Source organism: Lichenibacterium dinghuense (genome assembly GCF_021730615.1).
GTDB classification, from domain to species: domain Bacteria; phylum Pseudomonadota; class Alphaproteobacteria; order Rhizobiales; family Beijerinckiaceae; genus Lichenihabitans; species Lichenihabitans dinghuensis.
On sequence record NZ_JAJLMN010000001.1, the window covers coordinates 4,629,984 to 4,656,166 of the forward strand.

Consider the following 26,183-nt stretch of genomic DNA (forward strand, 5'->3'; position numbering starts at 1 on the left):
GCCATGGCCAATTTCGACACGATCTACACCAAGGTCCAGGTGCGCGGACCCTTCGACCCCGGCGTCTCGCCCATCCGGCTGACCGAGAGCCGCTTCGGACGCAAGTTCTTCTCCTACTGGCTCGGCGCCATCGGCGACCCCCAGGTCGGGCCCTTCTACCTCGGCTGGGAGGGGTTGATCTCCGTCGTGCTCGGCATCACCGCCATCGAGGTGATCGGGCTCAACATGTTCGCCCAGGTGAACTGGGACCCGATCCAGTTCGTGCGGCTGCTGCCCTTCCTCACGCTCGACCCGCCGGCGGCCAAATACGGGCGCAACCCGATCGTGCCGCTGCAGGACGGCGGCTGGTGGTTCATCGCCGGCTTCTGCCTCACGGCCTCGATCCTGCTGTGGTGGTACCGCGGCTTCCGCCGCGCGCGGGCCCTCGGCATGGGCATGCACGTCTCCTATGCCTTCGCGTCGGCAATCTTCCTGTATCTCAGCCTCGGCTACATCCGGCCGATGATCCTCGGCAACTTCTCGGAGGCGCCGCCCTTCGGCATCATCACACACCTGAACTGGACCGCGACGATCTCGGTGCTCTACGGGAACTGGTACTACAACCCGTTCCACATGCTCTCGATCACCTTCCTCTACGGCTCGACCATGCTGTTCGCCATGCACGGCTCGACCATCCTCGCGGTGGCCCGCTTCGGCGGCGAGCGCGAAGCGGAGGAGATCGTCGACCGCGGCACCGCGGCGGAGCGCGCCGGCCTGTTCTGGCGCTGGACCATGGGCTTCAACGCCACCTACGAGTCGGTGCACCGCTGGGCCTGGTGGTTCGCCATCCTGACGACCTTCTGCGGCGGCATCGGCGTGCTGCTCACCGGCACCGTGGTCGACAACTGGTACCTGTGGGGCGTGAAGCACGGCATCGCCCGTGAATACCCCGCCTACTACCCCGCCTTCCAGCTTCCGCCGAGCGCCTTCAAGGACGGTGTCCAATGAGATATCTGCCCTACGTGGCGACCGTCGGCGCCGTGGCGGTCGGCGCCTTCCTGGTGCTCTTCCCCGAATGGGACCGGCCGCCCTACGTGGCCCACAACATCGGCCCGGCCGGCCAGCAGCTCGTCGTGCTGAAGGATCCGCGGCGCAAGCTGGAGCTCAACACGATCCCGGCCGTGCTGCCCGACGCGCCGGCCGGCGGCCCGCTCGCCAAGGACGTCTACAAGAACGTGCAGGTGCTCGGCGACGTGCCCGCCGCCGAATTCGACCGCCTGATGGTCGCCATCACGCAGTGGGTGGCGCCGAAGCAGGGCTGCGGCTTCTGCCACAACCTGAAGCCGGGCGAGGACGGCAAGGTCAACTACGCCGACGACGCGCTCTATACCGATCAGGTGGCGCGGCGCATGATCAAGATGACGATGAAGATCAACACGGACTGGGGCAATCACGTCGCCCCGTCCGGCGTCGTCTGCTACACCTGCCACCGCGGCGAGAACGTGCCGCCGCGCGTGTGGTACGAGCAGCCGACGCCCGCCCATTCCGGCATCCTCGGCAAGCCGCGCAACTGGCAGACCAACGCCCGCTTCATCCGGGACTTCTTCCCGACGGTCAGCAACCAGCAGTGGCTCGTCAACGACGAGGACGCCAACATCGCCTCCAACGCCGCCATGGTGGGCGAGCGCGGCGGCGGCGTCGGCTCGCTGGAGAACGCCGAGAACATCTACATCATGATGATGCAGTGGTCGCAGGCGCTCGACGCCAACTGCGACCTGTGCCACGCGTCCCGCGCCCTGCAGAGCTGGCAGCAGTCCTCGCCCTACCGGATCGACGGCCTCTGGGGTCAGTACATGACCCAGGACATCAACAAGAACTTCTTAATCCCGGCGACGAGCCTGTTCCCGCGCGACCAGCTCGGGCAGGTCGGCGACGTCGCCAAGGTCGATTGCTACACCTGCCACATCAACCAGCAGCGGCCGCTCGGCGGCTTCAACGTGATCGAGCACTACGGGGTCCTGGCGCCGAAGGGCGTGTCGGCGGGCCCGGATCAGGCCCTGCGCGACATCATGCGGCCGACCGAGGTCGTCGGCCCGGCCTGGGACCCCGCCGCCAAGGTGGTGAACGTGTCGATCCCCGCATGGCCCGCGCCCGAGCAGGTGGCGTCCGGCGCCGCGCCGGCCGTGAAGGGCGCGACCATCGGCCCGGCCGTGGTGACGCCCGCCGAACCGCAGACCGGCGTGACGCCGATGCCGGCCAGCGGCGGGACCTCGACCACCTCGGAGGGGCCGGTCGCCCAGCCGGTGATGAAGGGCCCCGCCGAGGACGCGGGCCGGCCGACCACCGCCCCTCCGGCGGTTCCGATGACGGGAGAGGGCAAGTGATCCGCCTCGCCGCGGCCTCGGCCGCCCTCCTGATCCTCGCCGCCGGCCCGGCCCTGGCGGCGCAGCCGATCCCGCTCCGCGCCGGCACCTATTGCGGGCCGGGCGACGCGCGCGTCGTCGTCGACGTCGCCCACGACCTCGTGGAGGTGGACGGCTACGTGTGCTCCTTCCCGATCATCGCGGCGGACAAGCTGCAGTCGCAGTACTGCACCAAGCCCGGCACCACGACGGGCAAGCAGATCTTCGACTTCCGCGTGGTCGGGCGCTTCTTCAGCCACGACGGCGGCTGGTATCGGAGCTGCGGCCCCGTGCCGGCGGACTTCCAGCGCCCGCCTCCGACCGACCCGGCGGCCACGCCGGCGCCGGTCAAGGCGAGCGGCTGACCGGGCGCCCGGGGACGCCGCGAGGCGAACCTCCGTCCCTGGTGCCCCTCAGGCGGTCTCGTCGAGCGTGAACAGCTCCTGCGCGCGGCCCACGCCGCGCAGGGCGTAGCGGCCCACCGACACGATGTGGGCGCGCTCGTCCTCGGGAACGGCGGCCTGGAAGGCCGAGGACAGCAGCACGCCCCGGTCCGCCGAGCGGCACAGGGCGGCGATGCGGCTCACCTCGTTGACCGCGGGCCCCACCACCGTGAAGTCGAGCCGGCTGTCCGCGCCGATGTTGCCGTAGAACACCGCGCCGACGTGCAGCCCGAGGTAGAGCGTGGTGGCGGGGCGCCCTTCCGCGGCGCGTCGGGCGTTCAGCTCCGTCAGCCGCGCCCTGAGGTCCGCCTCGGCGGCGAGCGCGCAGCGGCACGCCTCGGCCCGGTCGTCGGCCTTGAAGATCGCCAGGATGCCGTCGCCGATCAGCTTCAGCACGTCGCCGCCCGCCGCGTCGATGGCCGAGATGGCGGCCTCGGCGTAGTCGTTGAGCAGCGGGATGATCTCGCCCGGCGGCGCCGTGTCGGAGATGGCCGTGTAGCCGCGCAGGTCGGAGAACCACAGCACGGCGTCGATCTCGTCGGCGACGCCGCGCGAGATGCGCCCGCTGAGCACCCGCGCGCCGGCGTCCCGCCCGAGGTAGACTTCGACCAGCGTGCGGGCGATGCGGGCCAGCGACGGGCCCTTCACGGCCAGCGCCAGGATCGGCACGAGGCGGCGCAGCGCCGCGATGTCGGCGTCGCTGAAGCCCTCCGGCTCCCGCGTCATCCAGTGCGAGTAGACGCAGTCCATCAGCCCGAAGGCGTCCTCCTGCGAATAAGGCGTCACGATCGCGAAATAGTCGCGGTGGCCCTCGTCGCAGTAGCCCTGCAGGCGGTTGAAGTCGCAGGGGTCGCCCCGGAAGAACCGGCGGCGCACGTCGCCGCAGCCGGTCTCGACGATGTGGTACCATGCGCTCCGGAGCCAATCCTGCGCGGCCTCGCCGATGTCCGAGCGCCCGTAGAAATGCTCGGTGAACTCGCCGCCCGCGTCGTGCCAGTTGAAGGCGCGGCCCTCGTAGACGGGGTGCAGCGTGTCGATCAGCACCAGCCCGCGCGACACGGCGAGGCCCCCCTCGACGCAGCGCGCGCAGAAGCCGGTGACGAGGTCCGTCTCCGTGGCGCCCGCGAGGCCCTGGCCGACGAGCCACTTCGCGATCGCCGTGATGTCGCCGTCCCGCATGCCGCCTCGCCTTCCGACCGCGCCCCGTCGTAGGAGAGCGGCGCACGACCCGCAACCCGGACCCTTCGTCCCGGATCAGCCATGACCGACCTCGTCTACAAGATCGCACCGGCCGTTCTGTGGCGCGAGGCCGAAGCCGCCGGCGTGTTCCGCGGCGCCCCGGTCGACCTCGCCGACAGCTTCATCCACTTCTCGACGGCCGGGCAGGCCCGCGAGACCGCGGCACGCCACTTCGCCGGACAGGAGGACCTGCTGCTGATCGCCGTTGAGGCCGCGGCGCTCGGCGAGGCCCTGCGCTGGGAGCCGTCGCGGGGCGGCGCGCTGTTCCCACACCTCTACGGCCCGCTGCCGATGAGCGCGGTGCGGCGCGTCGACCCCCTGCCGCTCGGGGCGGACGGGCTGCACGCCTTTCCGGACGCGGCGTGACGCCGGACGGCCCCGCTCAGTCCCGCGCGCGTTCGGGGTTCGTCCAGCGCGACGGAGCCCCGTCGCGGCGCGCGTCGTCGGGCGCGAGGCGCGCCTGCGGCCCGCGCCAGCTCAGCACGCGCAGGACGAGCCACACCGGCACCACGACGGCGGCGCCGGCCAGCACCGTGCCGCCAAGCCCGCGCAGCGCCGCGAAGCCCGTGCCGTAGAGGTGGCTGAACCCGCGCTGGATCTCGTCCACGATGTCGAAGGCGTCGATGCCGAGCCAGGACATCAGCGCGCCGACGATCAGCGACACGACGACGAGGCGGACCAGCACCGCCGATGGCGAGCCGCCGAGGAAACGGGTGGCGGTGCTGTCTGACATCGCGGGGCCTCCGGGCTGGCCGGGACGTGACCCGGCGACGGCCCGCATGTGAGCGGCCGAGCGTGGCGGCACAAGGGCGCGGGCGGCGCCCGCGCGGGGCTTCATGGGATGTGAACGCTTGCTGGCGAGGATGGCCGCCTTTATGGCTCCGCGGGCCGAGGGGGATGGCGCGGCAGTCACCGCTGGGGAGCGTCATGGGTCGCAGGTATTTCGGGACGGACGGCATCCGCGGCCGGGCCAATGGCGTCATCACGCCGGACCTCGCCATGAAGGTCGGCCAGGCGACGGGCCTCCTGTTCCAGCGCGGCAGCCACCGCCACCGCGTGGTGATCGGCAAGGACACGCGCCTGTCGGGCTACATGATCGAGAACGCCATGGTGGCGGGCTTCACCTCGGTCGGCATGGACGTGATGCTGCTCGGCCCCATGCCGACGCCCGCCATCGCCATGCTGACGCGCTCCATGCGGGCCGACATCGGCGTGATGATCTCGGCCTCCCACAACGCCTACGAGGACAACGGCATCAAGCTGTTCGGCCCGGACGGCTACAAGCTGAGCGACGAGGTGGAGAGCGAGATCGAGCTGCTGCTCGACGAGGACCTCGGCCGCCGCCTGTCGAAGTCGCCCGCGCTCGGGAGAGCCACCCGCGTCGACAGCGCCCAGGCGCGCTACATCGAGTTCGCCAAGCGCACGCTGCCCCGCCACCTGTCGCTCGAAGGCCTGCGCATCGTGCTCGATTGCGCCAACGGGGCCGCCTACAAGGTGGCGCCCGAGGCGCTGTGGGAGCTCGGCGCCGAGGTCTTCTCGATCGGCGTGAAGCCGGACGGCTTCAACATCAACCACAACGTCGGCTCGACCTCGCCCGAGGCGCTGGTCGCCAAGGTGCGCGAGATGCGCGCCGACGTCGGCATCGCGCTCGACGGCGACGCCGACCGCCTGCTGATCGTGGACGAGAAGGGCACGATCGTCGACGGCGACCAGCTCATGGCCGTGATCGCGCAGAGCTGGATGGAGGACGGGCGCCTCGCCAAGAACGGCCTCGTCACGACCGTGATGTCGAACCTCGGCCTCGAGCGCTACTTGGAGGGGCTCGGCCTGTCGATGGTGCGCACGGCGGTGGGCGACCGCTACGTGCTGGAGCACATGCGCGAGCACGGCTTCAACGTCGGCGGCGAGCAGTCGGGCCACATCATCCTGTCCGACCATTCCACCACGGGCGACGGCCTCGTGGCGGCCCTCCAGGTGCTGGCCGTGGTGAAGCGCCGCGACCGGCCGGTGAGCGAGGTGTGCCACCGCTTCGAGCCGCTCCCCCAGGTGCTCAAGAACGTGCGCTTCGTGGACCGCCGCACCCTCGCCCAGGAGGGCGTCATCCGCGCCATCGACGGCGGGCGCGAGCGCCTCGGGCAGGGCGGGCGCCTGCTGATCCGCCCGTCCGGCACCGAGCCCGTCGTGCGGGTGATGGGCGAGGGCGACGACCGCGCCCTGGTCGAGGCCGTGGTGGACGACGTCTGTGCGGCCCTGTCATCCCACTCGTCCGCCATGGCGGCGGAATAGGCACCTCGCCGGCCGTCAGTTGACGATCGCGCCCTGGCCGCACCGCACCGCGCGGACCCAGGTGTCGGCGTCGCCCACCGTGACGCCGAGCGCGCCCAGCGTGTTGGACAGCGCGACGTCGACCGGCGCGAGGTCGGCCTGCAGCAGCGCGCCGATGCCGCTCGTCACCGTGCCGGGAACGGCGACGGGGAGGCCGGCCACGCTGCCGCCGAGCTGCAGGCCGCTGAACAGGTTCGACAGCAGCGACGACGTATAGTCGGTCGTCGCGGTGGTCTTCATGGTTCCGGCGGCGATCTCGGCCTGTTTGAAAGGGACGGCGGTCGACGCGGTGTTGGACACGGTGGCGTGCGCGCGCCCGGTCACGACCAGGAGATCGCCGACCAACGGCAGGCTCACGCTGGTCAGCACGGCGGGGCTCGCCGACACGGGGCTCGTCGTGTTGGTCAGCATCGCGTCCGACACGGCGCCGATCCAGGCGTCCACCGCGCCCGGCGACACGAGCAGCGTCGCCGCGGGATCGACGGGTGCCCCGGCCGAGCAGCCCACGGCCGACAGCGTGGCGGTGGCGGGCGCCACCTCGACGTAGAGCGGCAGGGTCAGCACGTTCGCGATGGCGCCGAGCGGCGCGAGCTTGAGGGTCAGCAGCACCCGCGTCTGCGCCGTGTGCAGGGTGGTGCCGACGGGGCCGACCGCGGCGTAGCTCGATCCCGCCGTCGGGCTGCCGAACACCACCTTCACCGTGGCGCCCGTGACGGCGCCCCCGGTGGCGGGCAGGAGATTCGCCGACACCTCGGCCGAGCCGCCGCCGAGCCGGGCCGCCGCGGCCACGAGCGGCAGCACCGGCAGCTGGGCCGCGACGGGCGGCGGCGACCCCACCGTGAGCGTGCCGTAGGCGCCGAACGCCACGAGGCTGCCGAAGCTGAGGCTCGGGCCGGACGGGCCGATGGCGGTCGCGATCGCGCGCAGCGCCGCCGCGGTCGCGGCCGGCATGCCGCTCGCCGCGCCGGCGTCCGCCGCGGCCCGGAGCACGTCGGCGACGCGCACCGTCGTCGCGGCCAGCGACGCGTAGGACCCGGTCGCGCCGATCCGCGCCGCCAGCGCGTTGCTGAGCCCGAACAGGTCGACGTTGGCGCCGGCGAGGCCGGCGTAGTCGAGGGCCGACAGGCTCAGCGTCGTCCCGGTCAGCCCCCCGAGCAGGCCGTTGAGGAGGCCGCCGTCGAGGCTGGCCAGGGTCGAGCCGAGGGCGAAGGCGGCGACGTTGGCGTTGACCGCCACCGACCGCGTGCCGACCGTGGCCTTGGCGACCCCGAGCAGGCGGCCGAACACCGAGGCGGGCGTGCTCGTCAGCGTCACCCGCACGGCGTTGGCGCCGGCTCCGCCCGCGGTGAACCGCTGCGCCGCCGGCACGGTCGGGTCGGCCGCGTAGCGGCCGAGCTCGACCGCGGCGAGGTCCGCCGCCGGCACCCCGTTGGCGGCGAGGCTGGCCCCGGCGGCCGCGCGGGCGTTGGCGAGGCTGGCCGCCGCCGCCACGGCGGCGAGGTCGGTCATGCCCTGCTGGCGGCGCTTGGCGAGGTAGAAGCGGCTCGCGTCGACCGTGATGGCGGCCATGCCGAACAGGACGCCCAGCAGCATCACCGTGACGACCGCGACGGAGCCGGACCGGTCGCGCCAGAACCCGCGCGCCATCGCTCAAAACCCCCCGCGCTGCACGACGGCCGAGCGCACCACGGCGGGGCTGGGCAGGGGAAGCCCGGACAGCATGCGATAGGCGAAGAGGCCCGACATGTCGTAGCGCACCGTCACCTGGAACGAGCTCGCGGTCGGGTCGCTCGTCAGCATGTTGATCTTGCTCGCGTCGATGAACGGGTAGCTTTTCGCGTTGGCCGCGACCGAGGCCTGCGCGAGCTGGGTCCGCTCCGCGTCGCTGAGGCCCGCCACCGAGGCCCGCGCCGCCTCGGCGACGAGCTGCTGCAGGCCGTTGTCGACGCTGACGATCGCGCCGAAGGCCACGAGGCCGAACGAGAGCACCACCAGGATCGGCGTCACCAGCGCGAACTCGACCGCCGTCGCGCCGCGTTTGTCCGACATGATGGTGAGCAGACGCGACGACATCGTGAATTCCTGCGAGGAATCAGAGTATCGGCGATCCGCCTTAACGGAGATGTACTTCCTTCATGTCTCATTCGACTTGAATGAGCTTGCTGGTTTGGAGCCGGTTCCTCGCCGTGCGATGGCGCCGGCCGCGCTGGGCGCAGGCGAAAACCTCGGAGTTTCAGGGTGGCCGGCGCGCTCTGCGGGCCTCATCTCGGCCCAGCCGCTTGCGCGGCCTTCAAGAGCGCGGGCGTGTTCAGTCGAGGGCGGGCCTCAGGGTCGCGTGGTCCTGGGTCCCGCCCGGCGCAGCGCCGGCCCGGGCGGGCGCCGGACGGGGCTCGGGCCGCGCCGCCTCGGGCGCCTTCGGCCACATGTGGGCGATGGTGCGCTCCGTCTCGGAGGTCCAGCCCGCCGGAGCCTCGCGGAGCGGCGGGGTCGCGCCGCCCGGCACCACGTGGACGACGTGGAACCCCTCCGCCTTCAGGGCGGCGAGGAAGCGCGGCAGCATGTCGGCGGTCTGCCGCTTGATGTCGTGGAGCAGGATGACGCCGCGCCCGGCCGCCCGCAGGCGCCCCATCAGCAGCTCGAACTCCGCGTCCGGCGTCATCGGGATCCAGTCCGAAGCCCAGAGGTCGGCGCCGAACACCGCCACCTTGCGGTCCCTCAGCCACTTCAGCGTGTCCGGCGAGTCGCCGAAGCCGGGGTAGCGGAAGAAGGGCACGCGCGGCGCCCCCGTCCACTCGCCGTAGCCGGCCGCCCTGTCGTCGGCCTTCATGCCGTGCTCGATGTCGTCGATGCCCTTCTCGCCGCTCGTGTAGTGCAGCGTCAGCGCCGGATGGTCCCAGGTGTGGTGGCCCACGGTGTGGCCGGCCGCGACCTCGCGCTGCACGAGATCCGGGTGGGCCTGGGCGTTGCGCCCGATCAGGAAGAAGGTCGCCTTCACGCATTGCGCGTCGAGCGCGCGCAGCACGTCGGGCGTGGTGGGGCCCCACGGGCCGTCGTCGAAGGTGAGCACGACCTCGTGGTCGCGGAGATCCAGCGTCCGCGGATAGGTCTTCAGCCCGAGTTCCACGGGCCCGCCGACCTCCACCGTGCGGCCGACCCCGAGTGCGTCCGGATTGCGGCAGCTTTGGGCCGCGGCCCGGGCGGGGGCCGGCTCCGCGGACGGGGCCGCGCCGGCCGTGCCGAGGAGGGCCAGGGCGGCCAGGAGCGTTCGGAAGCGGGTAACCATGGCAGCGGTTTGCGGGGAGGGCGTGGCGATCCTATGACACGCGCCCGCCCGCTTGCCGCCCCGTTAAGAGGCCATTACGGGGACGGCTCTAACCCTAGCCGTCTCGATGAAGCGAGTTGCGGTCCCGTCCATGAACCTGAAGCGTGCTTTCGGCATCCTCCTTGCGGCCCTGTCCCTGGCGGGCTGTTCGGCGGCGCCGTTGCCGCCCACCACGAGCTTCGGCGGCCCGCTGCCCGACGCCTTCGCGGTCCACGGCATCGACGTGTCGAAATACCAGGGCAACATCGACTGGAACGCGGTGCGGGACTCCGGCGTGCAGTTCGCCTGGATCAAGTCGACGGAGGGCGGTGCCGACCTCGACTCCAAGTTCCGTCAGAACTGGGAAGGCGCGCGGGAGGCCGGCGTGGCGCGCGGCGCCTACCACTTCGTCTACTGGTGCCGCTCCCCCATGGAGCAGATGCGCTGGTTCGAGCAGAACGTGCCCAACGAGCCCGGCATGCTGCCCCCCGTGCTCGACGTCGAACTCACCCCCACCTCGCCGACCTGCAAGCGCACGCTCTACCGCGAGCAGACCGTGCGCGAGATCCGCACGATGCTGGAGGAGATGGAGCGCTTCTACGGGCGCAAGCCGGTCATCTACGCCACCGTGGACTTCTACGCCGGCATCCTGTCGGGCGGCGCGCTGAACGACTTCCCGATCTGGGTGCGCTCCACCAAGTACCACCCCAACGTCCGCTATCCGGGCCGCAAGTGGCACTTCTGGCAGTACCAGTCGGACGCCCACGTGGCGGGCATCCGCGGCAAAGTCGACCGCAACGCCTTCTTCGGCTCGCCCGACCAGTTCGCCGAGTTCCTGCAGGGCGTCGACCTGCCGCTGTGAGGGTGGGGGCTCACAGCTTCTTCGGGTTGCCGGGCAGGATCGTGAAGGCGTAGCGGCTGCCGCTCTCGTCGACGAAGGCGCCGGAGGTGCCCTGGACCTCCACGGCGCGGCACTCCTCGTCCTCGTCGTCGACGCGGGTGCAGAGCCGGTCGCCCTTGAGCTCCCATCGGCCGCCGGCCTTGCCGTCGCCGTCAACGATGGTGAGAGCGCCGTCGGGGGCGAAGAGCTCGGAATAGGGGCCGTCCGGCGTCGTGCCGGTCACGGTGTTGCCGACCACGCGCGCCCAGGCCGCGGGCCCGGTGAGGGCGTCGTCGGCGCGGGCGGGAGCCCGGGTTCCGGCGAAGGCGAGGATCGCCGCAAACAGGGCCCACCGTCCGTCCATCGCACCGTCCCCGCTCCGCTTCGAAGGCTTCAACGCCCGTCGTCCCGATCCGTCCCACAGCCCGCGGTGAGCGCCGCCCATGTTCTTCGTCCTGTCCAAGGTCCTGTGGGTCGTGACGGCCCCCACCAACCTCCTCGTCGGGCTCGCGCTCGCCGGCGCGCTCGCGTCCCTCGCCGGGAGGCGCTGGGGCGCCCGGCTGGCCTTCGGCGCCGTCCTGGCGCTGCTCCTCTGCGGCGCCCTGCCGGTCGGCCGGCTGATGCTGCGCCCGCTGGAGGACCGCTTCCCGCAGCCCCCGCTCGACGGGCCGCCCCCGGCCGGCATCATCGTGCTCGGCGGCGCGATCGACCAGGTGATCGGCGCCGCGCGCGGCCAGGTCACCGTGCCCGACGCCGCCACGCGCCTCACCGCGGGCGCCGCTCTGTCGCGGCGCTTCCCCGGCGCGCTCCTGGTCTACACCGGCGGCTCGAACGCGCTCCTGTCGGAGGTCGGTGACGAGGCGGCCGACGCGAAGCGGCTGTGGGTCGACCTCGGCGTCGACCCGGACCGCGTCCTGCTGGAGCGCGCGTCCCGCAACACGGAGGAGAACGCCCACCTCACCCGCGACCTCGTCCATCCGAAGCCGGGGCAGCGCTGGATCCTGGTCACCTCGGCCTACCACATGCCGCGCTCGGTCGGCCTGTTCCGCGCCGCCGGCTTCGACGTGGTGCCGGACCCGGTCGACTACCGCAGCACCGGCACGGCGCGCGACCTCGCGCCGACCTCGGACCTCGGCGCCGGCCTCCGGCGGCTCGACGTCGCGGCGCGGGAATGGATCGGCCTCCTGGCTTACCGCGCCTCGGGCAGGATCGCGGAGGTGTTCCCGGCGCCCTGATCGGCGTCGTCGGGCGGCAGCTCCAGCGAGGCGGCCCGGAGCGCGTCGGAGGCGAACTGGCGCACGATGATGGCGAAGACCACCACCGCCGTCGTGACGATCAGCGCGGCCGGACCGACGAACCAGCCGAGGTAGGCGAGCGCGAAGAAGAAGGCGCGCTGCCCGCGGTTGAAGTGCTTGCCCGCCACGATGTTCATCTCGGCCGCCCGGAGCGCGGTCAGCCGTCGCTGGTCCGGACGCCCGCTCTTGTGGGACGGCGTCGCCCCGATCAGGATCGAGGCGTAGTTGAACAGCCGGTAGCACCAGGCGAACTTGAAGAACGCGTAGCCGAAGATCACCACCAGCCCGACGACCTTGAGGTCCCACAGCGAGCGGGCCGTGGCGGTGCCGAGCGGGAAGTCGTTGAGGATCCTCAGCGCGTCGTCGGCGCCGCGCAGCAGCGTGAGCGAGCCGCCGAGCGCCAGGAGCGACGTCGAGGCGAAGAAGGAGGTGCCGCTCTGCAGCGTCGACATCAGCGAGGAGTCGACGATGCGGTTCTCGCGCGCCTGCATCTCCAGCATCCAGCGCAGGCGGTACTCATTCATGCGGTTGTTGAGCGCCTGGCGCCCGAAGGGCGACCGCTCCACGAGCACGTGATAGGCGAACCAGCCGAACAGGAAGAAGCCCACGGCCGCGTAGTCGAGGGGAGACAGCAGCATGGCGCCTTCCGTTCCGGGAGATGCGGCACTTATAGGGGTGCGGCGGCGGCCCGCGCCACCCATCATCGAAGCGCATCGGTCGCATCAGGGATCTTCGCTTGTCCCGACCGGCGGGGCGTCGTCCGATGGCCGCCGATCGAAAGGAGATTCGCCCCGTGTCGCTGCACCTCTACATCGCCAACAAGGCCTACTCGTCGTGGTCGCTGCGGCCCTGGATCCTGCTGACGCAGTTCGGGATCCCCTTCGACGAGACCGTGATCCCCATGTACCGGCCGGAAACCCGGGACGCGATGCTGGCCGTGAGCCCCAACGGCAAGATGCCGGCGCTGCACGACGGGGGCATCGTGGTCTCCGAGTCGCTGGCCATCGTGGAGTTCGTCGCCGAGACCTTCCCGGAGCTGGCGATCTGGCCGCGGGATCGCGCCGCGCGGGCGCTGGCGCGCGCGGTCTCGTCCGAGATGCACGCCGGCTTCACGGCCCTGCGCCGCACCTGCCCGACCAACTTCCGCAGGAGCCCGAAGGCGTTGGTGGTCGGCGACGACGTGCGGGCGGACGTGGAGCGGATCGAGGCGGTCTGGGCCGACGCGCGGGCGCGCTTCGGGCAGGGCGGCCCGTTCCTGTTCGGCGCCTTCTCGGCCGCCGACGCCATGTACGCCCCGGTGGTCAACCGGCTCCACGCCTACGCGATCCCCGTCGCGCCGGCGTCGCGCGCCTACATGGACGCCGTGATGGCGTTGCCGTCCTGGCGGGCCTGGATCGCCGGCGCCGAGGCCGAGCCGTGGCACCACGCGGGCTACGACGACATCTGAACGGGGGATCGCGCGTCACGGCAGCGGACGGCGCGTGATCCGCCTCATGCCGCGCCGTCTGCTCCGGCGTGAGCATGATGTCGCTCCATCCACCACGGGATCCGGCACGGCAAAGCGACAGGGCTGCGAAGGTCCGGAGCCCGCTCGCCGCCTTGCTCCCGACGCGATCGGCCCCTAGATGGGAATGAACGTTCATTCTCAGGGCTGGACCCATGTCGATCACGGCCCTCGCGCTCGAAGCCGAGGACGCGCCCCGCCGCCGCATCCTGGAGGCGGCCGAGCGGGCCTTCGCGCGGCACGGCTTCCGCGGCGCCACGATGCAGATCGTCGCCGCCGAGGCGCGCATGAGCGCCGGCAACCTGTATCGCTACTTCTCGTCCAAGGAGGCCCTGGTGTCGGGCCTGGCCGAGCGGGACCAGGCGGCGCTGGCGGAAGACTTTGCGACCTTGGCGGCCTCGGCCGACCCGCTCGCCGCCATGGTGCCGCTCCTGCGCAAGCACCTCGTCGAGGCACCGCGCGAGTGCAGCCAGCTCGCGCTGGAGATCTGGGCCGAGGCGGGCCGCAACCCCGACGTGGCCCGCATCTGCCGCGCCATCGAGGACGACGTGCAGGGCCGCCTTGCCGCCCTCGTCGCGGCGCCGTGCCGCGCGGCCGGCATCGCGCCGGGCTTCGCGGTGCGCGTCATGCTCACGGTCACGGCCGGCCTCTTCAAGCGCCGGGCCACCGATCTCCGCTTCGACGGCGAGGCCGAGGTCGCGCTGGCGCTCGGCATCTATCACGCCCTCTTCGCCGGGGCCGTCCGCCCCCGTTCGGCCTTCGGCCCGGAGCACGCCGCTTGAGAACCCTGTTCCGCTTCCTCGTCGTCCTCGCGCTGATCGTCGGCGCGGCCGTGGGCGTGGGCGCCTTCGTGCCGGCGTCGCGCCCCGCGCTCCGGGCGGGGCTCGACCGGGCCGGCCTCGGCGCCGAGGCCGCGCGCTGGCTGCCCGCGGACCGGGCCGCGCCGACGGTCGCCGCCGCGCCGCTGCCGCCCGCCGTCAGCGTCGTGCGCGCGGCGAACCGCGAGTTCCGCGACCGCCTGTCCGTGTCCGGCACGCTGGTGGCCCGCGAGGAGGCCATGGTGGGCCCGCAGATCGACGGGCTGCGCATCACCGAACTGCTCGCCGACGACGGCGACCGCGTCGCCAAGGGGCAGGTGCTGGCCCGGCTCGACCGATCCCAGCTCGACGCCCTGGCGGCGCAGAGCGACGCCGCCCTGGCGCGGGCCGACGCCGCCGTGGCGCAGGCGCAGAACGCCATCCAGCAGTTCACCGCCACGGACGCCCAGGCGCAGGCCGACTATTCGCGCGCCACGCGGCTCGAATCCGGCGTCATCTCGCAGTCGGCGCTCGACAGCCGCGCGTCCGCGGCCCGCGCCTCGACGGCGCAGCTCGCCGGCGCCCGCTCGGCCCTGGCGGTGGCCGAGGCCGACCGGCGGGCCCAGCAGGCGAACCGCCGCGAGCTCGACGTCCGCATCGGACGCACCGAGGTGCGCGCGCCCGTGGCCGGCGTGGTGAGCCGCCGTTCGGCCCGCCTCGGCGCCCTGTCGTCGAGCGGCGGCGACGCCCTGTTCCGCATCACCGAGGACGGCGCCGTCGACCTCGACGCCGAGGTGCCCGAGGACGCGCTGGCGCGCGTGAGGCTCGGGATGGGCGCCAGCGTCAAGGCGTCCGGCGCCTCCGCGGCCGTGCCCGGCACCGTGCGGCTCATCTCCAGCGAGATCGACCGCGCGAGCCGCCTCGGCCACGTCCGCATCGCGCTCGGCGCCGATCCCGCGGCGCGCATCGGCGCCTTCGCGACCGGCGTCATCGCCATATCCAAGCGCGACGGCGTGGCCGTGCCCGCCTCCGCCCTGGCGGGGCAGGACGGCGACTGGTCGGTCGACCTCGTGGGCGCCGACAACCGCATCGTCCAGCGCGCCGTCGAGCGCGGCCTGTCCGACGGCGCTGAGGTCGAGATCACCGGCGGGCTCGCGGCCGGCGACCGCGTGGTGGCGCGCGCCGCCGCCTTCCTCCGGGCGGGCGACCTCGTCCGGCCCCTGCCGCTCGACGTCGAGGCCAGCCGATGAGCCTGCCCATCTCGGCCTGGTCGATCCGCCGGCCGATGCCGGCCCTGGTCGGCTTCGCGGTGCTCGTGATCCTCGGGTTCGTGGCCTTCCGCGCGCTGCCCGTGACGCGCCTGCCCAACATCGACATCCCGATCGTGCAGATCGCGATCACCCAGTCGGGCGCGGCGCCGGCGGAGCTCGAAACGCAGGTCACCAAGAAGGTCGAGGACGCCGTCGCCGGCGTGCCGGGGATCTGGCACATCCTGTCCAAGGTGTCGGACGGCGCGTCCACGACGACGATCCAGTTCGACATCGGCACGCCGGTCGACCGCGCCCTCAACGACGTGAAGGATCAGATCTCCAAGATCCGCGCCCAGCTGCCCCGCACCATCGACGAGCCCATCGTCCAGCGCTTCGACGTCGAGGGCCTGCCCATCGTCACCTACGCGGTGTCGTCCAACGACCGGACCACCGAGCAGGTGTCGTGGTTCGTGGACGACACGGTCGCGCGCGAGCTGCAGACCATCCGCGGCGTCGGCCAGGTGACGCGCTCGGGCGGCGTCGACCGCGAGATCCGCGTGTCGCTGAACCCCAACAAGCTGCTGGCGCTCGGCGTCACGGCCGCCTCCGTGTCGGCGCAGCTCCGCGCCACCAACGTCGACCTCGCGGGCGGACGCGGCGAGATCGCCGGCCAGGAGCAGGCGATCCGCACGCTGGCCGGCACTCGCACGGTGCAGGACCTCGCGGCCCTGCCGATCGTGATCGGCGGCGGTCGCCACGCCCGGCTCGACGAACTCGGCACGGTGACGGACGACGCGGCCGAGCCCCGCAGCTTCGCCTCGCTCGACGGGCGGCCCGTGGTGTCCTTCGGGGTCACGCGCGCCAAGGGCGCCAGCGACGCCGAGGTGGCCCAGAAGGTCGCGGCGCGGATCGCCGCGCTCGTGGCCGCCCACCCCGCCTACGCCATCACCCGCGTCGACAACCAGGTCGACTACACGGTCGGCAACTACCATTCCGCGATGGAAAGCCTCGTCGAGGGTGCCGTGCTGGCGATCGTCGTGGTGCTGGTCTTCCTTCGCGACATCCGCGCCACGATCGTGGCCGGCATCGCTCTGCCGCTCTCCGCCATCCCGACCTTCTGGCTGATGGGCATGCTGGGCTTCTCGCTCAACGCCGTCAGCCTGCTCGCCATCACGCTCGTCACCGGCATCCTGGTCGACGACGCTATCGTGGAGATCGAGAACATCGTCCGCCACATGCGGATGGGGAAGTCGGCCTACCGGGCCTCGCTGGAGGCCGCCGACGAGATCGGCCTCGCCGTGATCGCCATCTCCATGACGATCGTGGCGGTCTTCGCGCCCGTGAGCTTCATGGGCGGCATCCCGGGCCAGTACTTCAAGCAGTTCGGCCTGACGGTGGCGATCGCGGTCTTCTTCTCGCTGATCGTGGCGCGCCTCGTCACGCCGGTGGTGGCCGCCTACTTCCTGCGCCCGCACGGCTCCGGCATGGTGGCCGAGGGCCGCATCCTGCGCTCCTATTCGGCGCTGGTGCGCTGGTCGGTGGACCACCGCTGGGTCACGCTGGGGGCGGGCCTCGCGCTCTTCGCGCTGTCGCTGTGGTCGACCACGCTGCTGCCCTCGGGCCTGATCCCGGCCGAGGACACCGGGCGGTCCCTCCTCGCGATCGAACTGCCGCCGGGCTCGCGCCTGGCCGACACCGAGGCCGTGACGCGCTCCATCACCGAGAAGATCCGCACAATCCCCGAGGTCGAATCCGTGCTGGTCTACGGCGGCCAGGTGCTCGGCGACTCGGCCGAGGTGCGCAAGGCGACGCTGGTGATCCGCCTCAGCCACAAGAGCAAGCGCACGATCGGCCAGAAGGCGATCCAGGACGAGATCACCCGCGACGTCGAGACCGTGCCCGACATTCGCTTCTGGTTCCTGAAGGACAACGGCCAGCGCGACCTCCAGCTCACCCTCGCGGGCGCCGACATCGCCCAGATCGACGACACGGCCAACCAGCTCGCCAGCGAGATGCGCACCGTGCCGATCCTGGTGAACCCGCGCTCCACCGCCGACCTCGACCGGCCGGAGCTGGAGATCGTGCCGAAATCCGGCCTGGCGGCCGACCTCGGCCTGTCGACCGAGGCCCTGAGCGAGACGATCCGGGTCGCGACGCTGGGCGACATCGACGCCAACCTCGCCAAGTTCAACGCCGGCGACCGCCTGATCCCGATCCGCGTCGAGCTCGACCGCGAGGCGCGCTCGCGGCTCGACGTGCTGAAGGGCCTGCGGGTGCCCACCGCCAAGGGCAGCGTGCCGCTGTCGGCGGTCGCGGATTTCGTGGTCGGGCAGGGGCCGACCGCGATCAGCCGCTACGACCGCGCCCGCCGCGTGACCGTGGAGGCCGACCTCGCCGGCAACCACCCGCTCGGTGAGGGCATCGCCGCCGTGATGGCGCTGCCCACGGCCAAGAACCTGCCCAAAGGGGTGAGCTTCCGCCAGTCGGGCGACGCCGAGATCATGGCGGAGGTCTTCTCCGGCTTCGCGCTCGCCATCGGGGCGGGGCTGATGATGGTCTACGGCGTGCTGATCCTGCTGTTCGGCTCCTTCACGCAGCCGATCACCATCCTGTTCTCGCTGCCGCTGTCGGTCGGCGGCGCCATCCTGGCGCTGCTCGTCACCGGCAATCCCATCTCGATGCCGGTGGTGATCGGCATCCTGATGCTGATGGGCATCGTGACCAAGAACGCCATCATGCTGGTCGACTTCGCGGTGGAGGAGATCCGGCGGGGCACGCCGCGGCGCGAAGCGCTGGTGGAGGCGGGCCGCAAGCGCGCGCGGCCCATCGTGATGACCACCATCGCCATGGTGGCCGGCATGGTGCCCTCGGCCTTCGCGTTCGGCGACGGCGGCGAGTTCCGGGCCCCCATGGCCATCGCGGTGATCGGCGGACTGATCGTGTCGACCGTGCTGTCGCTGGTCTTCGTGCCGGCGGTCTTCACCGTGCTCGACGACGCCGGGCGGCTCCTGGGCCGGCTGTTCGGCCGCTTCGTCGGCGCGGCGGACGAGCCCGAGGCGGCCGTCGCCGGGCCGCAGGCGCTGCGCCGGCCGGACTATCCGCAGGCGGCGGAGTAGGCGGACGAACCGCGGCTCGGTGTCATCCCGGCCTTGAGCCGGGATCCCGTCGGTCCGACCGGGCACGGCCTGTAGAGGTTCAGCCCAGCCGCACCGCTGGATCCCGGCTCGAGGCCGGGATGACGGGCCGAGAGCATGAGGCAGACCGGCCGGACCCGCGACCGCTCGGGCCACACGGGAAAGCGTCCGGCCTCAGCCCTTCCCCTTCGGGAATTCCAGCCCCATGCCGCGGAAGCGCTCGGGGTCGTCGAGCCAGTTCTCGCGGACCTTGACGTGCAGGAACAGGTGCACCTCGCACTCGGCCGCCTCGCCGATGTCGCGGCGCGCCGCCTTGCCGATCGCCTTCAGCGTCTGGCCGCCCTCGCCGATGACGATCTTCTTGTGCCCCTCGCGGGTCACGAAGATGGATTGCTCGATGCGGGCCGAGCCGTCGGGCCGGGTGGTCCAGCTGTCGGTCTCGACCGTGGTCTGGTAGGGCAGCTCCTCGTGGAGGCGCTCGAACATCTTCTCGCGGGTGATCTCGGCCGCGAAGAGCCTGAGAGGCGCGTCGGTGACCTGGTCGGCGGGGTAGAGCCAGGGGCCCGCCGGCATGCTCTCGCCGAGCACCTCGAGGAACTTCGGCACGCCGTGGCCGCGCAGGGCCGACACCATGAACGTGTCGGCGAAGGCGAGCCTCGCGTTAACGGCCTCGGCGAGCTTGAGCAGCTTCTCGACCTCGACCGTGTCGATCTTGTTCAGCACGAGGTAGCGCTTGGCGCGGCTCTCGGCCATGCGGTCGAGGATCGCCTCGCTGCCCTCGTCGAGCCCCTTGCGGGCGTCGAGCAGCAGCGCCACCGCGTCCGCGTCGCCGCCCGCGCCCCAGGCGGCCTGTACCATGGCCCGGTCGAGCCGGCGCTTCGGCGCGAAGATGCCGGGCGTGTCGACGAAGATCACCTGCGACGATCCCGCGACCGCGATGCCGCGCACGGGCGCGCGCGTGGTCTGCACCTTGCGCGACACGATCGACACCTTGGAGCCCACGAGGGCGTTGATCAGCGTCGACTTGCCGGCGTTGGGCACGCCGATCAGCGCCGCGAAGCCGCAGCGCGTGGGCGCGCCCGTCGGGGCGGGGGCGTCTGTCATGGCTCGTTCTCTGATGCCGTCGTCGGCGGTGAGGGCGGCAGCGGGCCGAAGCCCTCGCGGCCCATGAGGGCTTCGGCGGCAGCCTGCTCCGCCAGCCGCTTCGATGTGCCGATGCCGTCGGCCGGCGCCAGCCCTTCCACGGCCACGGCGACGACGAAGCGCGGCGCGTGGTCGGGGCCGCTGCGGCCGGTCTCGCTGTAGGTGGGCGTCGGCTTGCCCCGCGCCTGCGCCCATTCCTGCAGCGCGGTCTTGGGGTCCTGCAGCGCGCGGCGGGGCGCCATCATGCGGGGCGCCCAGGCGCGGCGCACCAGGGCGGCCGCGACCTCGAAGCCGCCGTCGACGAAGACCGCGCCGATGATCGCCTCGCACACGTCGCCGAGGATCGCCTGGCGGCCGCGGCCGCCCGACTGGACCTCGCCGGGGCCGAGGCGCAGGTAGGGCCCGACGTCCCAGGCGGTCGCCACCTCGGCGCAGCTTTCGCGCCGCACGAGGTCGGCCAGCCGGCGCGACATCTCGCCCTCGGTGGCGTGGGGGAACTCGGCGTAGAGCATGGCCGAGACGGCGAGGCCGAGCACGCGGTCGCCGAGGAACTCCAGCCGCTGGTAGCTCTGCGCGCGGGCGTTGCCGCCCTGCACCCCCGAAATGTGGGTGAGGGCCGTGCCGAGCAGCTCCGCCTTGGCGAAGCGGTGGCCGAGCGCCTCTTCCAGCCCCGAGCGATCGGCCCGTCCGGCGTGGCGGCTCATCGGATCAGCGTGAAGATGCGGTTCCACCGCACGTCGGACGGCCAGCGCCAGAACTGCCAGATCGGCGTGTCGTCCTTGATCGAGAAGAAGATCAGCTCGGCCTTGCCGACAAAATTCTCGAAGGGCACGTAGCCGACGCCGCCCTGGTCGACGGGCACGCGGCTGTCGAGCGAGTTGTCGCGGTTGTCGCCCATCATGAAGTATTCGTTCGGCGGCACGGTGTAGACGTCCGTGTTGGACGCGAGGCCCCCGTCGTCGCCCTCGAGCTGGATGATCCGGTGAGTCACGCCGCCCGGCAGGGTTTCCTTGTAGGTCGGCACCTCGACGTCCTTGCCGAAGCGGTCCTTCGTGGTGATGCTCTGGGTCGGCTCGCGCGGAACCATCTGCCCGTTGATGATGAGCCGCGCGTGGGTGACCTGGATCTTGTCGCCGGGCAGGCCAATCACGCGCTTGATGAAGTCCGTGCTGTTGTCGGACGGCGTCTTGAACACCGCGATGTCGCCGCGCTTCGGCGGCGTGCCGAAGATCCGCCCCTGGAACAGGTCTGGCCCGAACGGGAAGGAGTAGCGCGAATAGCCGTAGGCGTATTTCGACACGAACAGGTAGTCGCCGATCAACAGCGTCGGGATCAGCGAACCCGAGGGGATGTTGAAGGGTTGGAACAGGAAGGTCCGCACCACGAGAGCGATCAACAGCGCCTGAACGACGACCTTGATGGTTTCGCCGAGGCCGCCTTCCTCGGAAGCCTTGCGGCGTCGTTCGGCCTCGCCCTCGAGGCGCACGGGCTCCGTCATGGTCTGGGGTCCGATCGTCCTGTCCGGCTCGGCCGGCGATGTGCTGCGGCGCGCGGCATCCGTGCCGCGCCCCGGGATCGAGCGCATATAGCTGCACGCTCGTTGCGAGCCAAGCCCGGCCCGACGCGGCGGGCCCTCAGGCCGGCACCGCTTCGATCACCACGAAGGCCTGCGCGTAGGGGTGCTCGTCGGTGAGGCTGAGGTGGATCACCGCCTCGTGGCCGGCGGGCACGATGGCCTGGAGGCGCCGGAGCGCGCCGCCCGTGAGCCGCATCGTCGGCTGGCCCGAGGGACGATTGACCACGCCCATGTCGCGCCAGAACACGCCGGCGCGTAGGCCGGTGCCCAGCGCCTTAGCGCAGGCTTCCTTGGCGGCGAAGCGCTTGGCGTAGGTGCCGGCGCGGTCGGCGCGCCGCTCCGCCTTGGCGCGCTCGACCTCGGTGAAGCAGCGATGGGCAAAACGCTCCCCGTGCCGCTCCAGCACCGCGGCCAGGCGGCGGATGTCGCAGAGGTCCGATCCCACGCCGACGATCAAGGCCCCGCTCCCGGCGTCCGTTCAGCCATTCACCCGCTCCACGCGCGACACCGTCTTCTGGGCCCGGAGCTGCGCCACGATGGCGCCGAGCTGCTTCAGGTCCCAGACCTCGACGTCGACCAGCACCTCGCGGAAGTCGGCCGAGCGCGACATCACGCGGATGTCGTCGATGTTGCCGCCGTTGTCGCCCACCGCGCCCGTGATGGCGGCGAGGGCGCCGGGCTCGTTGATGGCCGTGACGGCGATCTGCGCCGGGAACAGGTCCTTGCGCGCGGGGTCGATGTCCCAGCGCACGTCGAGCCAACGCTCGGGCTGGTCGTCGAAGGCCGTGAGGGCCGGCGACTGGATCGGGTAGATCGTGATGCCCTCGCCGGGCGTGAGGATGCCGACGATGCGGTCGCCCGGCACGGCGCCGCCGTTGGGCGCGAAGGAGACCGGCAGGTCCCCGGACTGGCCGCGGATGGGGATGGCCCGCTGGGGCCCCTGCGCGCCTTCGGGCGGGGGGGCGCTGCCCGGGACCTTGAAGCGGAAGTTCTCCGCCTTCTCCAGGCCGAACCAGCCGGGCTCGCTCGTGCCGGGCGCCGCGCCGGCCTTGCGGGGCTCGCTGATTTCGGGATGCACGGCGCGCACCACGTCGGCGGACACCAGCTCGCCGCGGCCGACGGCGGCCAGCATGTCCTCGAAGGACCCGCGGGCGAGGCGGGGCAGGGCCGCCTTCACCTTCTCCTCCGAGAAGCCCTTGCCGTTGCGCTCGAAGGCGCGTTGCAGGATCTGCCGCCCGAGGCCGGAATATTGCGCCCTCACGGCGTTGCGGGTCGCGCGGCGGATGGCGGCGCGGGCCTTGCCGGTGGCCACGAGGCCCTCCCAGGCGGGCGGCGGCACCTGCCCCTCCGCGCAGGCGATCTCCACCTCGTCGCCGTTGGACAGCTCGGTGATCAGCGCCGCCATGCGGCCGTTGATCTTGGCGCCGACGGCCGTGTCGCCGATGCCGGTGTGGACCGCGTAGGCGAAGTCGATCGGCGTCGCGCCCTTCGGCAGGGCGATCAGCTTGCCCTTGGGCGTGAAGCAGAACACCTGGTCGTGGAACAGCTCGAGCTTGGTGTGCTCCAGGAACTCCTCGGCGCTGTCGGCGTCGGCCAGCAGGGCGATGGTGCGGCGCAGGCCCGAATAGGCGCGGCTCTCGCCCGCCGCGATGCCGACGTCGAGCGCGCCGCCGTCCCGGCTGGCGTCCTTGTAGAGCGCGTGGGCCGCGATGCCGTTCTCGGCGAGGTCGTGCATGGCCCGCGTGCGGATCTGCAGCTCGACGCGCTGGCGGCCCGGCCCCACGACCGTGGTGTGAATCGAGCGGTAGTCGTTCTGCTTCGGCGTCGATACGTAGTCCTTGAACCGGCCGGGCACGGCCGGCCAGCGCGTGTGCACCACGCCGAGCACGCGGTAGCAGTCCTCGATCGCGTCCACCATGACGCGGAAGCCGAAGATGTCGCTGAGCTGCTCCAGCGCGAGGTTCTTCTGCTCCATCTTGTGCCACACGGAATAGGGCTGCTTCTGCCGCCCCTTGACGCTGGCCCCGATGCCGCGCTGCGCGAGCTCGTCGGCGAGCTCGGTCTCGATCTTGGCGATGAGGGAGCCGTAGGTTTCCGTCATGTCGTCGAGCCGGGACACGATGGACTCGTGCGCTTCCGGCATCAGCGCCGCGAAGGACAGCTCCTCCAGCTCGTCGCGCATGCCCTGCATGCCCATGCGGCCCGACAGGGGCGCGTAGATGTCGAGCGTTTCCTGCGCGATGCGGGCGCGCTTGGCGACCGGCACGTGGTGCAGCGTTCGCATGTTGTGCAGGCGGTCGGCGAGCTTGACCAGCAGCACGCGGATGTCCTCCGCGATGGCGAGCAGCAGCTTGCGCAGGTTCTCGCCCTGGGCGGCCTGCTTGGACACGAGGTCGAGCCGCTTGATCTTGGTGAGGCCCTCGACGAGCGAGCCGATCTCGTCGCCGAACAGCCGGTCGATCTCCTCGCGGGTGGCCTCGGTGTCCTCGATCGTGTCGTGCAGGATCGCTGCCACGATCGTGGCGTCGTCGAGCTTGAGGTCGATCAGGATGGCCGCCACCTCGAGCGGGTGGGTGAAGTAGGGGTCGCCCGAGGCGCGCTTCTGCGAGCCGTGCGCCCGCATGGCGTAGACGTAGGCCCGGTTCAGCAGGTCCTCGTCGGCCTCCGGGTTGTAGCTCCGGACGCGGTCGACCAGCTCGTATTGTCGCAGGATCTTCGCGGGCCCCGGGCGGCGCGGGGCGATGGTGGCGAGCGTCATGCCCCCACTATCGGGCGCGCCCGCCTTCGCGGCAAGGCGGGTCGGCGACGCGCCGCGACGGCGCGTTGCCGTGCGGAGGCTACTCGCCTTCCTCTTCGGTCTCGACCGGGGGCACGAGGCCTTCGAGGCCGCGCAGGAGGTCCTCCTCGGTCATGCGGTCGAACTGGATGTCGGGGCTGGCCTCCGGGTCGGCGAGGTTCTTCGCGGCCGACGGCGTCATGGCCGGCACGGCCTCGGGCTCGGGCTCGTCCACCTCGACGTGCTTCTGCAGCGAGTGGATCAGGTCCTCGCGCATGTCCTCGGGGGCGAAGCGCTCGTCGGCGATCTCGCGCAGGGCAATGACGGGGTTCTTGTCGTTGTCGCGGTCCACGGTGATCGGGGCGCCCGACGAGATGAGCCGGGCCCGGTGGCTCGCCAGCAGCACGAGGTCGAAGCGATTGTCGACCTTGTCGATGCAGTCTTCCACGGTGACGCGCGCCATGGGGAGTTCCTTCGGCTGAGGATGGGAGGGTCTCGCGCTGCGGTAGCCCGCGGGGGCGCGCCGCGCAAGCCCGGCCCGTCGTTTTCCGCTTGACGTCCGCGATCCTTCGGCGCAGCCCGGCCGCGCGACGAGGAACAAGGCGCATGCGACACGGCGCCGCCGGAAAAAAGGCCGAGTCCGGGCGTGTCTGGTGCGGTGGACGCGCGGGCGCGCCGCGCTATAGATTTCCCAGCGATCGACGCAGCGGTTCGGCGGAGGGGGTGCTCCGCCGAAGGCGCCTCGACATCTCGCGGCCGCGCCCGACGGAGCCGGTGTCGGAGGCTTCGTCGCTTTCGGCCCCGGCGATCGATCACTACGACTGACCCGAAGAGCAACATCCGTATGGCAGACCAAGAACGCACCGCCCTCTTCATCGACGGCGCCAACCTCTACGCGACCGCGAAGACGCTGGGTTTCGATATCGATTATAAGAAACTCCTGCGCGAATTCCAGAGCAAGGGGCGCCTCATCCGTGCGTTCTACTATACGGCGCTGGTCGAGGATCAGGAATATTCCTCGATCCGCCCGCTGATCGATTGGCTCGACTACAACGGCTACGCGGTGGTGACGAAGCCGACCAAGGAGTTCGTCGACTCCATGGGCCGCCGCAAGGTCAAGGGCAACATGGACATCGAGCTGGCGGTGGACGCCATGGAGATGGCCGAGAACCTCGACCACATGGTGCTGTTCTCGGGCGACGGCGACTTCCGCTCGCTCGTCGAGGCGGTGCAGCGCAAGGGCGTGCGCGTGTCCGTCGTGTCCACCGTCACGACCCAGCCTCCGATGGTGGCGGACGAGCTCCGGCGGCAGGCCGACGAGTTCGTGGACCTCGTCCACCTGATCGCCCGGATCGGCCGCGACGGCGAGCGTCCCGAGCGCGCGCCGCGCGTCGAGCGCCGGCCCATCGCGCGCGAATACGTGCCCGCCCCGGAGGACGGCGGCGCGGCGCAGTGACGTTCGGCGTCACACCGGCGCGGGTGGCCGCCATCGGCCCGGCCGAGCCGGCGCCCGACTGCCCGCTCTGCCCCCGCCTCGTCGCGTTCCGCGCGGCCTGCCGGGAGCGCGACCCCGCGGGCTACAACGCGCCGGTCCGGTCCTTCGGGCCGACCGGCGCGCGCCTGCTCGTCGTCGGGCTCGCGCCCGGGCGCGACGGCGCCAACCATTCCGGGCGCCCCTTCACGGGCGATTGGGCGGGCGACCTGCTCTACGAGACGCTGGACCTCACCGGCTTCGCGACGGGCCGCTATGAGGAGAGGCCCGACGACGGGCTGACGCTGGTCGACTGCATGGTGACCAACGCGGTGCGCTGCGTGCCGCCCGCCAACAAGCCCGTGCCGGCCGAGATCGCCACATGCCGCGCCTTCCTGGTCGAGCGGATGGCGGGGCTGCCGGAGTTGCGCGCCGTGCTGGCGCTGGGGCGCATCGCGCACGAGAGCGTCGTGCGGGCCCTCAGGGCCAAGTTGTCCGCGGCGCCGTTCGGCCACGGCCGGAGCCACGACCTCGCGCTGGGCGGCCGCCCCCTGCGCGTCTTCGACAGCTACCACTGCTCGCGCTACAACACCAACACGGGCGTGCTGACGCCGGAGATGTTCCGCGCCGTCTTCGCGGAAGTTCGGGCCTTCGTCGACCGGGGCTGA

Annotated in this window: 26 protein-coding genes; 13 read left to right on the forward strand and 13 right to left on the reverse strand. The window is 71.9% G+C overall.

The window, feature by feature from the left end; all coding sequences use genetic code 11:
* The first annotated feature begins 3 nt into the window (after positions 1 to 3).
* The 3 genes from pufM to L7N97_RS22210 are packed head-to-tail and all read left to right on the forward strand — an operon-like array spanning position 4 to position 2,746.
* Positions 4 to 987 (forward strand): photosynthetic reaction center subunit M, encoded by a 984-nt coding sequence (pufM, locus tag L7N97_RS22200; protein WP_237480434.1) that lies wholly within the window; start codon positions 4 to 6, stop codon positions 985 to 987.
* Entirely contained in the window at positions 984 to 2,363 is a 1,380-nt protein-coding gene (gene pufC, locus L7N97_RS22205) for a photosynthetic reaction center cytochrome PufC (protein WP_237480435.1), read from the forward strand. Before pufM ends, pufC begins: the two co-directional genes overlap by 4 nt.
* Positions 2,360 to 2,746, forward strand: coding sequence for a hypothetical protein (locus L7N97_RS22210; RefSeq protein ID WP_237480436.1), 387 nt, complete (start codon positions 2,360 to 2,362; stop codon positions 2,744 to 2,746). The genes pufC and L7N97_RS22210 overlap by 4 nt, the downstream gene beginning before the upstream one ends.
* Before the next feature lie 48 nt (positions 2,747 to 2,794).
* Here the strand turns inward: L7N97_RS22210 and L7N97_RS22215 are convergent, their stop codons facing one another.
* Positions 2,795 to 4,003: an adenylate/guanylate cyclase domain-containing protein gene (locus L7N97_RS22215; protein WP_237480437.1), complete on the reverse strand. Its 1,209-nt coding sequence runs from the start codon at positions 4,001 to 4,003 to the stop codon at positions 2,795 to 2,797.
* Positions 4,004 to 4,084: 81 nt separating this feature from the next.
* Between L7N97_RS22215 and L7N97_RS22220 the strand changes: the two genes are divergently transcribed.
* Positions 4,085 to 4,429 carry a DUF952 domain-containing protein gene (locus L7N97_RS22220; protein WP_237480438.1) on the forward strand — a complete coding sequence of 115 codons (345 nt, stop codon included), beginning with the start codon at positions 4,085 to 4,087 and terminating at the stop codon, positions 4,427 to 4,429.
* Positions 4,430 to 4,445: 16 nt separating this feature from the next.
* Here the strand turns inward: L7N97_RS22220 and L7N97_RS22225 are convergent, their stop codons facing one another.
* Complete coding sequence (locus L7N97_RS22225) at positions 4,446 to 4,796, reverse strand: DUF6460 domain-containing protein (RefSeq protein ID WP_237480439.1); 351 nt, start codon at positions 4,794 to 4,796, stop codon at positions 4,446 to 4,448.
* A gap of 194 nt (positions 4,797 to 4,990) precedes the next feature.
* On the opposite strand from L7N97_RS22225, the gene glmM reads away from it, so the two are divergent.
* Positions 4,991 to 6,349 (forward strand): phosphoglucosamine mutase, encoded by a 1,359-nt coding sequence (gene glmM / locus L7N97_RS22230; protein ID WP_237480440.1) that lies wholly within the window; start codon positions 4,991 to 4,993, stop codon positions 6,347 to 6,349.
* Positions 6,350 to 6,364: 15 nt separating this feature from the next.
* On the opposite strand, the gene L7N97_RS22235 is transcribed toward glmM, so the two are convergent.
* The 3 genes from L7N97_RS22235 to L7N97_RS22245 all read right to left on the reverse strand — a co-directional run bounded on the left by L7N97_RS22235 (position 6,365) and on the right by L7N97_RS22245 (position 9,671).
* Positions 6,365 to 8,035, reverse strand: a complete 1,671-nt coding sequence (locus L7N97_RS22235; RefSeq protein WP_237480441.1) for a TadG family pilus assembly protein — start codon at positions 8,033 to 8,035, stop codon at positions 6,365 to 6,367.
* Positions 8,036 to 8,038: 3 nt separating this feature from the next.
* Complete coding sequence (locus L7N97_RS22240) at positions 8,039 to 8,461, reverse strand: TadE/TadG family type IV pilus assembly protein (RefSeq protein WP_237480442.1); 423 nt, start codon at positions 8,459 to 8,461, stop codon at positions 8,039 to 8,041.
* Between the two features lie 235 nt (positions 8,462 to 8,696).
* Positions 8,697 to 9,671, reverse strand: a complete 975-nt coding sequence (locus L7N97_RS22245) for a polysaccharide deacetylase family protein (protein WP_237480443.1) — start codon at positions 9,669 to 9,671, stop codon at positions 8,697 to 8,699.
* 130 nt (positions 9,672 to 9,801) lie between these two features.
* On the opposite strand from L7N97_RS22245, the gene L7N97_RS22250 reads away from it, so the two are divergent.
* Positions 9,802 to 10,551 carry a glycoside hydrolase family 25 protein gene (locus tag L7N97_RS22250; RefSeq protein ID WP_237480444.1) on the forward strand — a complete coding sequence of 250 codons (750 nt, stop codon included), beginning with the start codon at positions 9,802 to 9,804 and terminating at the stop codon, positions 10,549 to 10,551.
* A 10-nt stretch (positions 10,552 to 10,561) separates the two neighbouring features.
* On the opposite strand, the gene L7N97_RS22255 is transcribed toward L7N97_RS22250, so the two are convergent.
* A complete protein-coding gene (locus tag L7N97_RS22255) occupies positions 10,562 to 10,933 on the reverse strand; it encodes a hypothetical protein (RefSeq protein WP_237480445.1) in 372 nt (123 codons plus the stop codon).
* A gap of 79 nt (positions 10,934 to 11,012) precedes the next feature.
* Here L7N97_RS22255 and L7N97_RS22260 point away from each other — a divergent pair, with 79 nt between their 5' ends.
* On the forward strand, positions 11,013 to 11,804 hold the full coding sequence (locus L7N97_RS22260; RefSeq protein WP_237480446.1) for a YdcF family protein: 792 nt from the start codon (positions 11,013 to 11,015) through the stop codon (positions 11,802 to 11,804).
* Here L7N97_RS22260 and L7N97_RS22265 read toward each other — a convergent pair.
* Positions 11,759 to 12,502, reverse strand: a complete 744-nt coding sequence (locus tag L7N97_RS22265; RefSeq protein ID WP_237480447.1) for a DUF599 domain-containing protein — start codon at positions 12,500 to 12,502, stop codon at positions 11,759 to 11,761. The genes L7N97_RS22260 and L7N97_RS22265 overlap by 46 nt on opposite strands.
* A gap of 155 nt (positions 12,503 to 12,657) precedes the next feature.
* Between L7N97_RS22265 and L7N97_RS22270 the strand changes: the two genes are divergently transcribed.
* The 4 genes from L7N97_RS22270 (at position 12,658) to L7N97_RS22285 (ending at position 18,531) form a co-directional block, all read left to right on the forward strand.
* Positions 12,658 to 13,311, forward strand: coding sequence for a glutathione S-transferase family protein (locus tag L7N97_RS22270; RefSeq protein ID WP_237480448.1), 654 nt, complete (start codon positions 12,658 to 12,660; stop codon positions 13,309 to 13,311).
* A gap of 212 nt (positions 13,312 to 13,523) precedes the next feature.
* On the forward strand, positions 13,524 to 14,150 hold the full coding sequence (locus L7N97_RS22275) for a TetR/AcrR family transcriptional regulator (protein WP_237480449.1): 627 nt from the start codon (positions 13,524 to 13,526) through the stop codon (positions 14,148 to 14,150).
* Entirely contained in the window at positions 14,147 to 15,415 is a 1,269-nt protein-coding gene (locus tag L7N97_RS22280; RefSeq protein WP_237480450.1) for an efflux RND transporter periplasmic adaptor subunit, read from the forward strand. The genes L7N97_RS22275 and L7N97_RS22280 overlap by 4 nt, the downstream gene beginning before the upstream one ends.
* Positions 15,412 to 18,531, forward strand: coding sequence for an efflux RND transporter permease subunit (locus tag L7N97_RS22285; RefSeq protein WP_237480451.1), 3,120 nt, complete (start codon positions 15,412 to 15,414; stop codon positions 18,529 to 18,531). Before L7N97_RS22280 ends, L7N97_RS22285 begins: the two co-directional genes overlap by 4 nt.
* Positions 18,532 to 18,723: 192 nt before the next feature.
* On the opposite strand, the gene era is transcribed toward L7N97_RS22285, so the two are convergent.
* The 6 genes from era to rpoZ all read right to left on the reverse strand — a co-directional run bounded on the left by era (position 18,724) and on the right by rpoZ (position 24,507).
* A complete protein-coding gene (gene era, locus L7N97_RS22290) occupies positions 18,724 to 19,653 on the reverse strand; it encodes a GTPase Era (RefSeq protein WP_237480452.1) in 930 nt (309 codons plus the stop codon).
* A complete protein-coding gene (gene rnc, locus L7N97_RS22295) occupies positions 19,650 to 20,396 on the reverse strand; it encodes a ribonuclease III (protein ID WP_237480453.1) in 747 nt (248 codons plus the stop codon). Before rnc ends, era begins: the two co-directional genes overlap by 4 nt.
* Positions 20,393 to 21,190: a signal peptidase I gene (lepB, locus tag L7N97_RS22300; RefSeq protein ID WP_237480454.1), complete on the reverse strand. Its 798-nt coding sequence runs from the start codon at positions 21,188 to 21,190 to the stop codon at positions 20,393 to 20,395. Before lepB ends, rnc begins: the two co-directional genes overlap by 4 nt.
* A gap of 136 nt (positions 21,191 to 21,326) precedes the next feature.
* Positions 21,327 to 21,725: a holo-ACP synthase gene (acpS, locus tag L7N97_RS22305; RefSeq protein WP_237480455.1), complete on the reverse strand. Its 399-nt coding sequence runs from the start codon at positions 21,723 to 21,725 to the stop codon at positions 21,327 to 21,329.
* Positions 21,726 to 21,746: 21 nt separating this feature from the next.
* Positions 21,747 to 24,026 carry a RelA/SpoT family protein gene (locus tag L7N97_RS22310; protein WP_237480456.1) on the reverse strand — a complete coding sequence of 760 codons (2,280 nt, stop codon included), beginning with the start codon at positions 24,024 to 24,026 and terminating at the stop codon, positions 21,747 to 21,749.
* 79 nt (positions 24,027 to 24,105) lie between these two features.
* A complete protein-coding gene (gene rpoZ, locus L7N97_RS22315) occupies positions 24,106 to 24,507 on the reverse strand; it encodes a DNA-directed RNA polymerase subunit omega (protein WP_237480457.1) in 402 nt (133 codons plus the stop codon).
* 381 nt (positions 24,508 to 24,888) lie between these two features.
* On the opposite strand from rpoZ, the gene L7N97_RS22320 reads away from it, so the two are divergent.
* Both L7N97_RS22320 and L7N97_RS22325 read left to right on the forward strand, forming a co-directional pair.
* Positions 24,889 to 25,500 (forward strand): LabA-like NYN domain-containing protein, encoded by a 612-nt coding sequence (locus L7N97_RS22320; RefSeq protein ID WP_237480458.1) that lies wholly within the window; start codon positions 24,889 to 24,891, stop codon positions 25,498 to 25,500.
* On the forward strand, positions 25,497 to 26,183 hold the full coding sequence (locus L7N97_RS22325) for a uracil-DNA glycosylase (protein ID WP_237480459.1): 687 nt from the start codon (positions 25,497 to 25,499) through the stop codon (positions 26,181 to 26,183). Before L7N97_RS22320 ends, L7N97_RS22325 begins: the two co-directional genes overlap by 4 nt.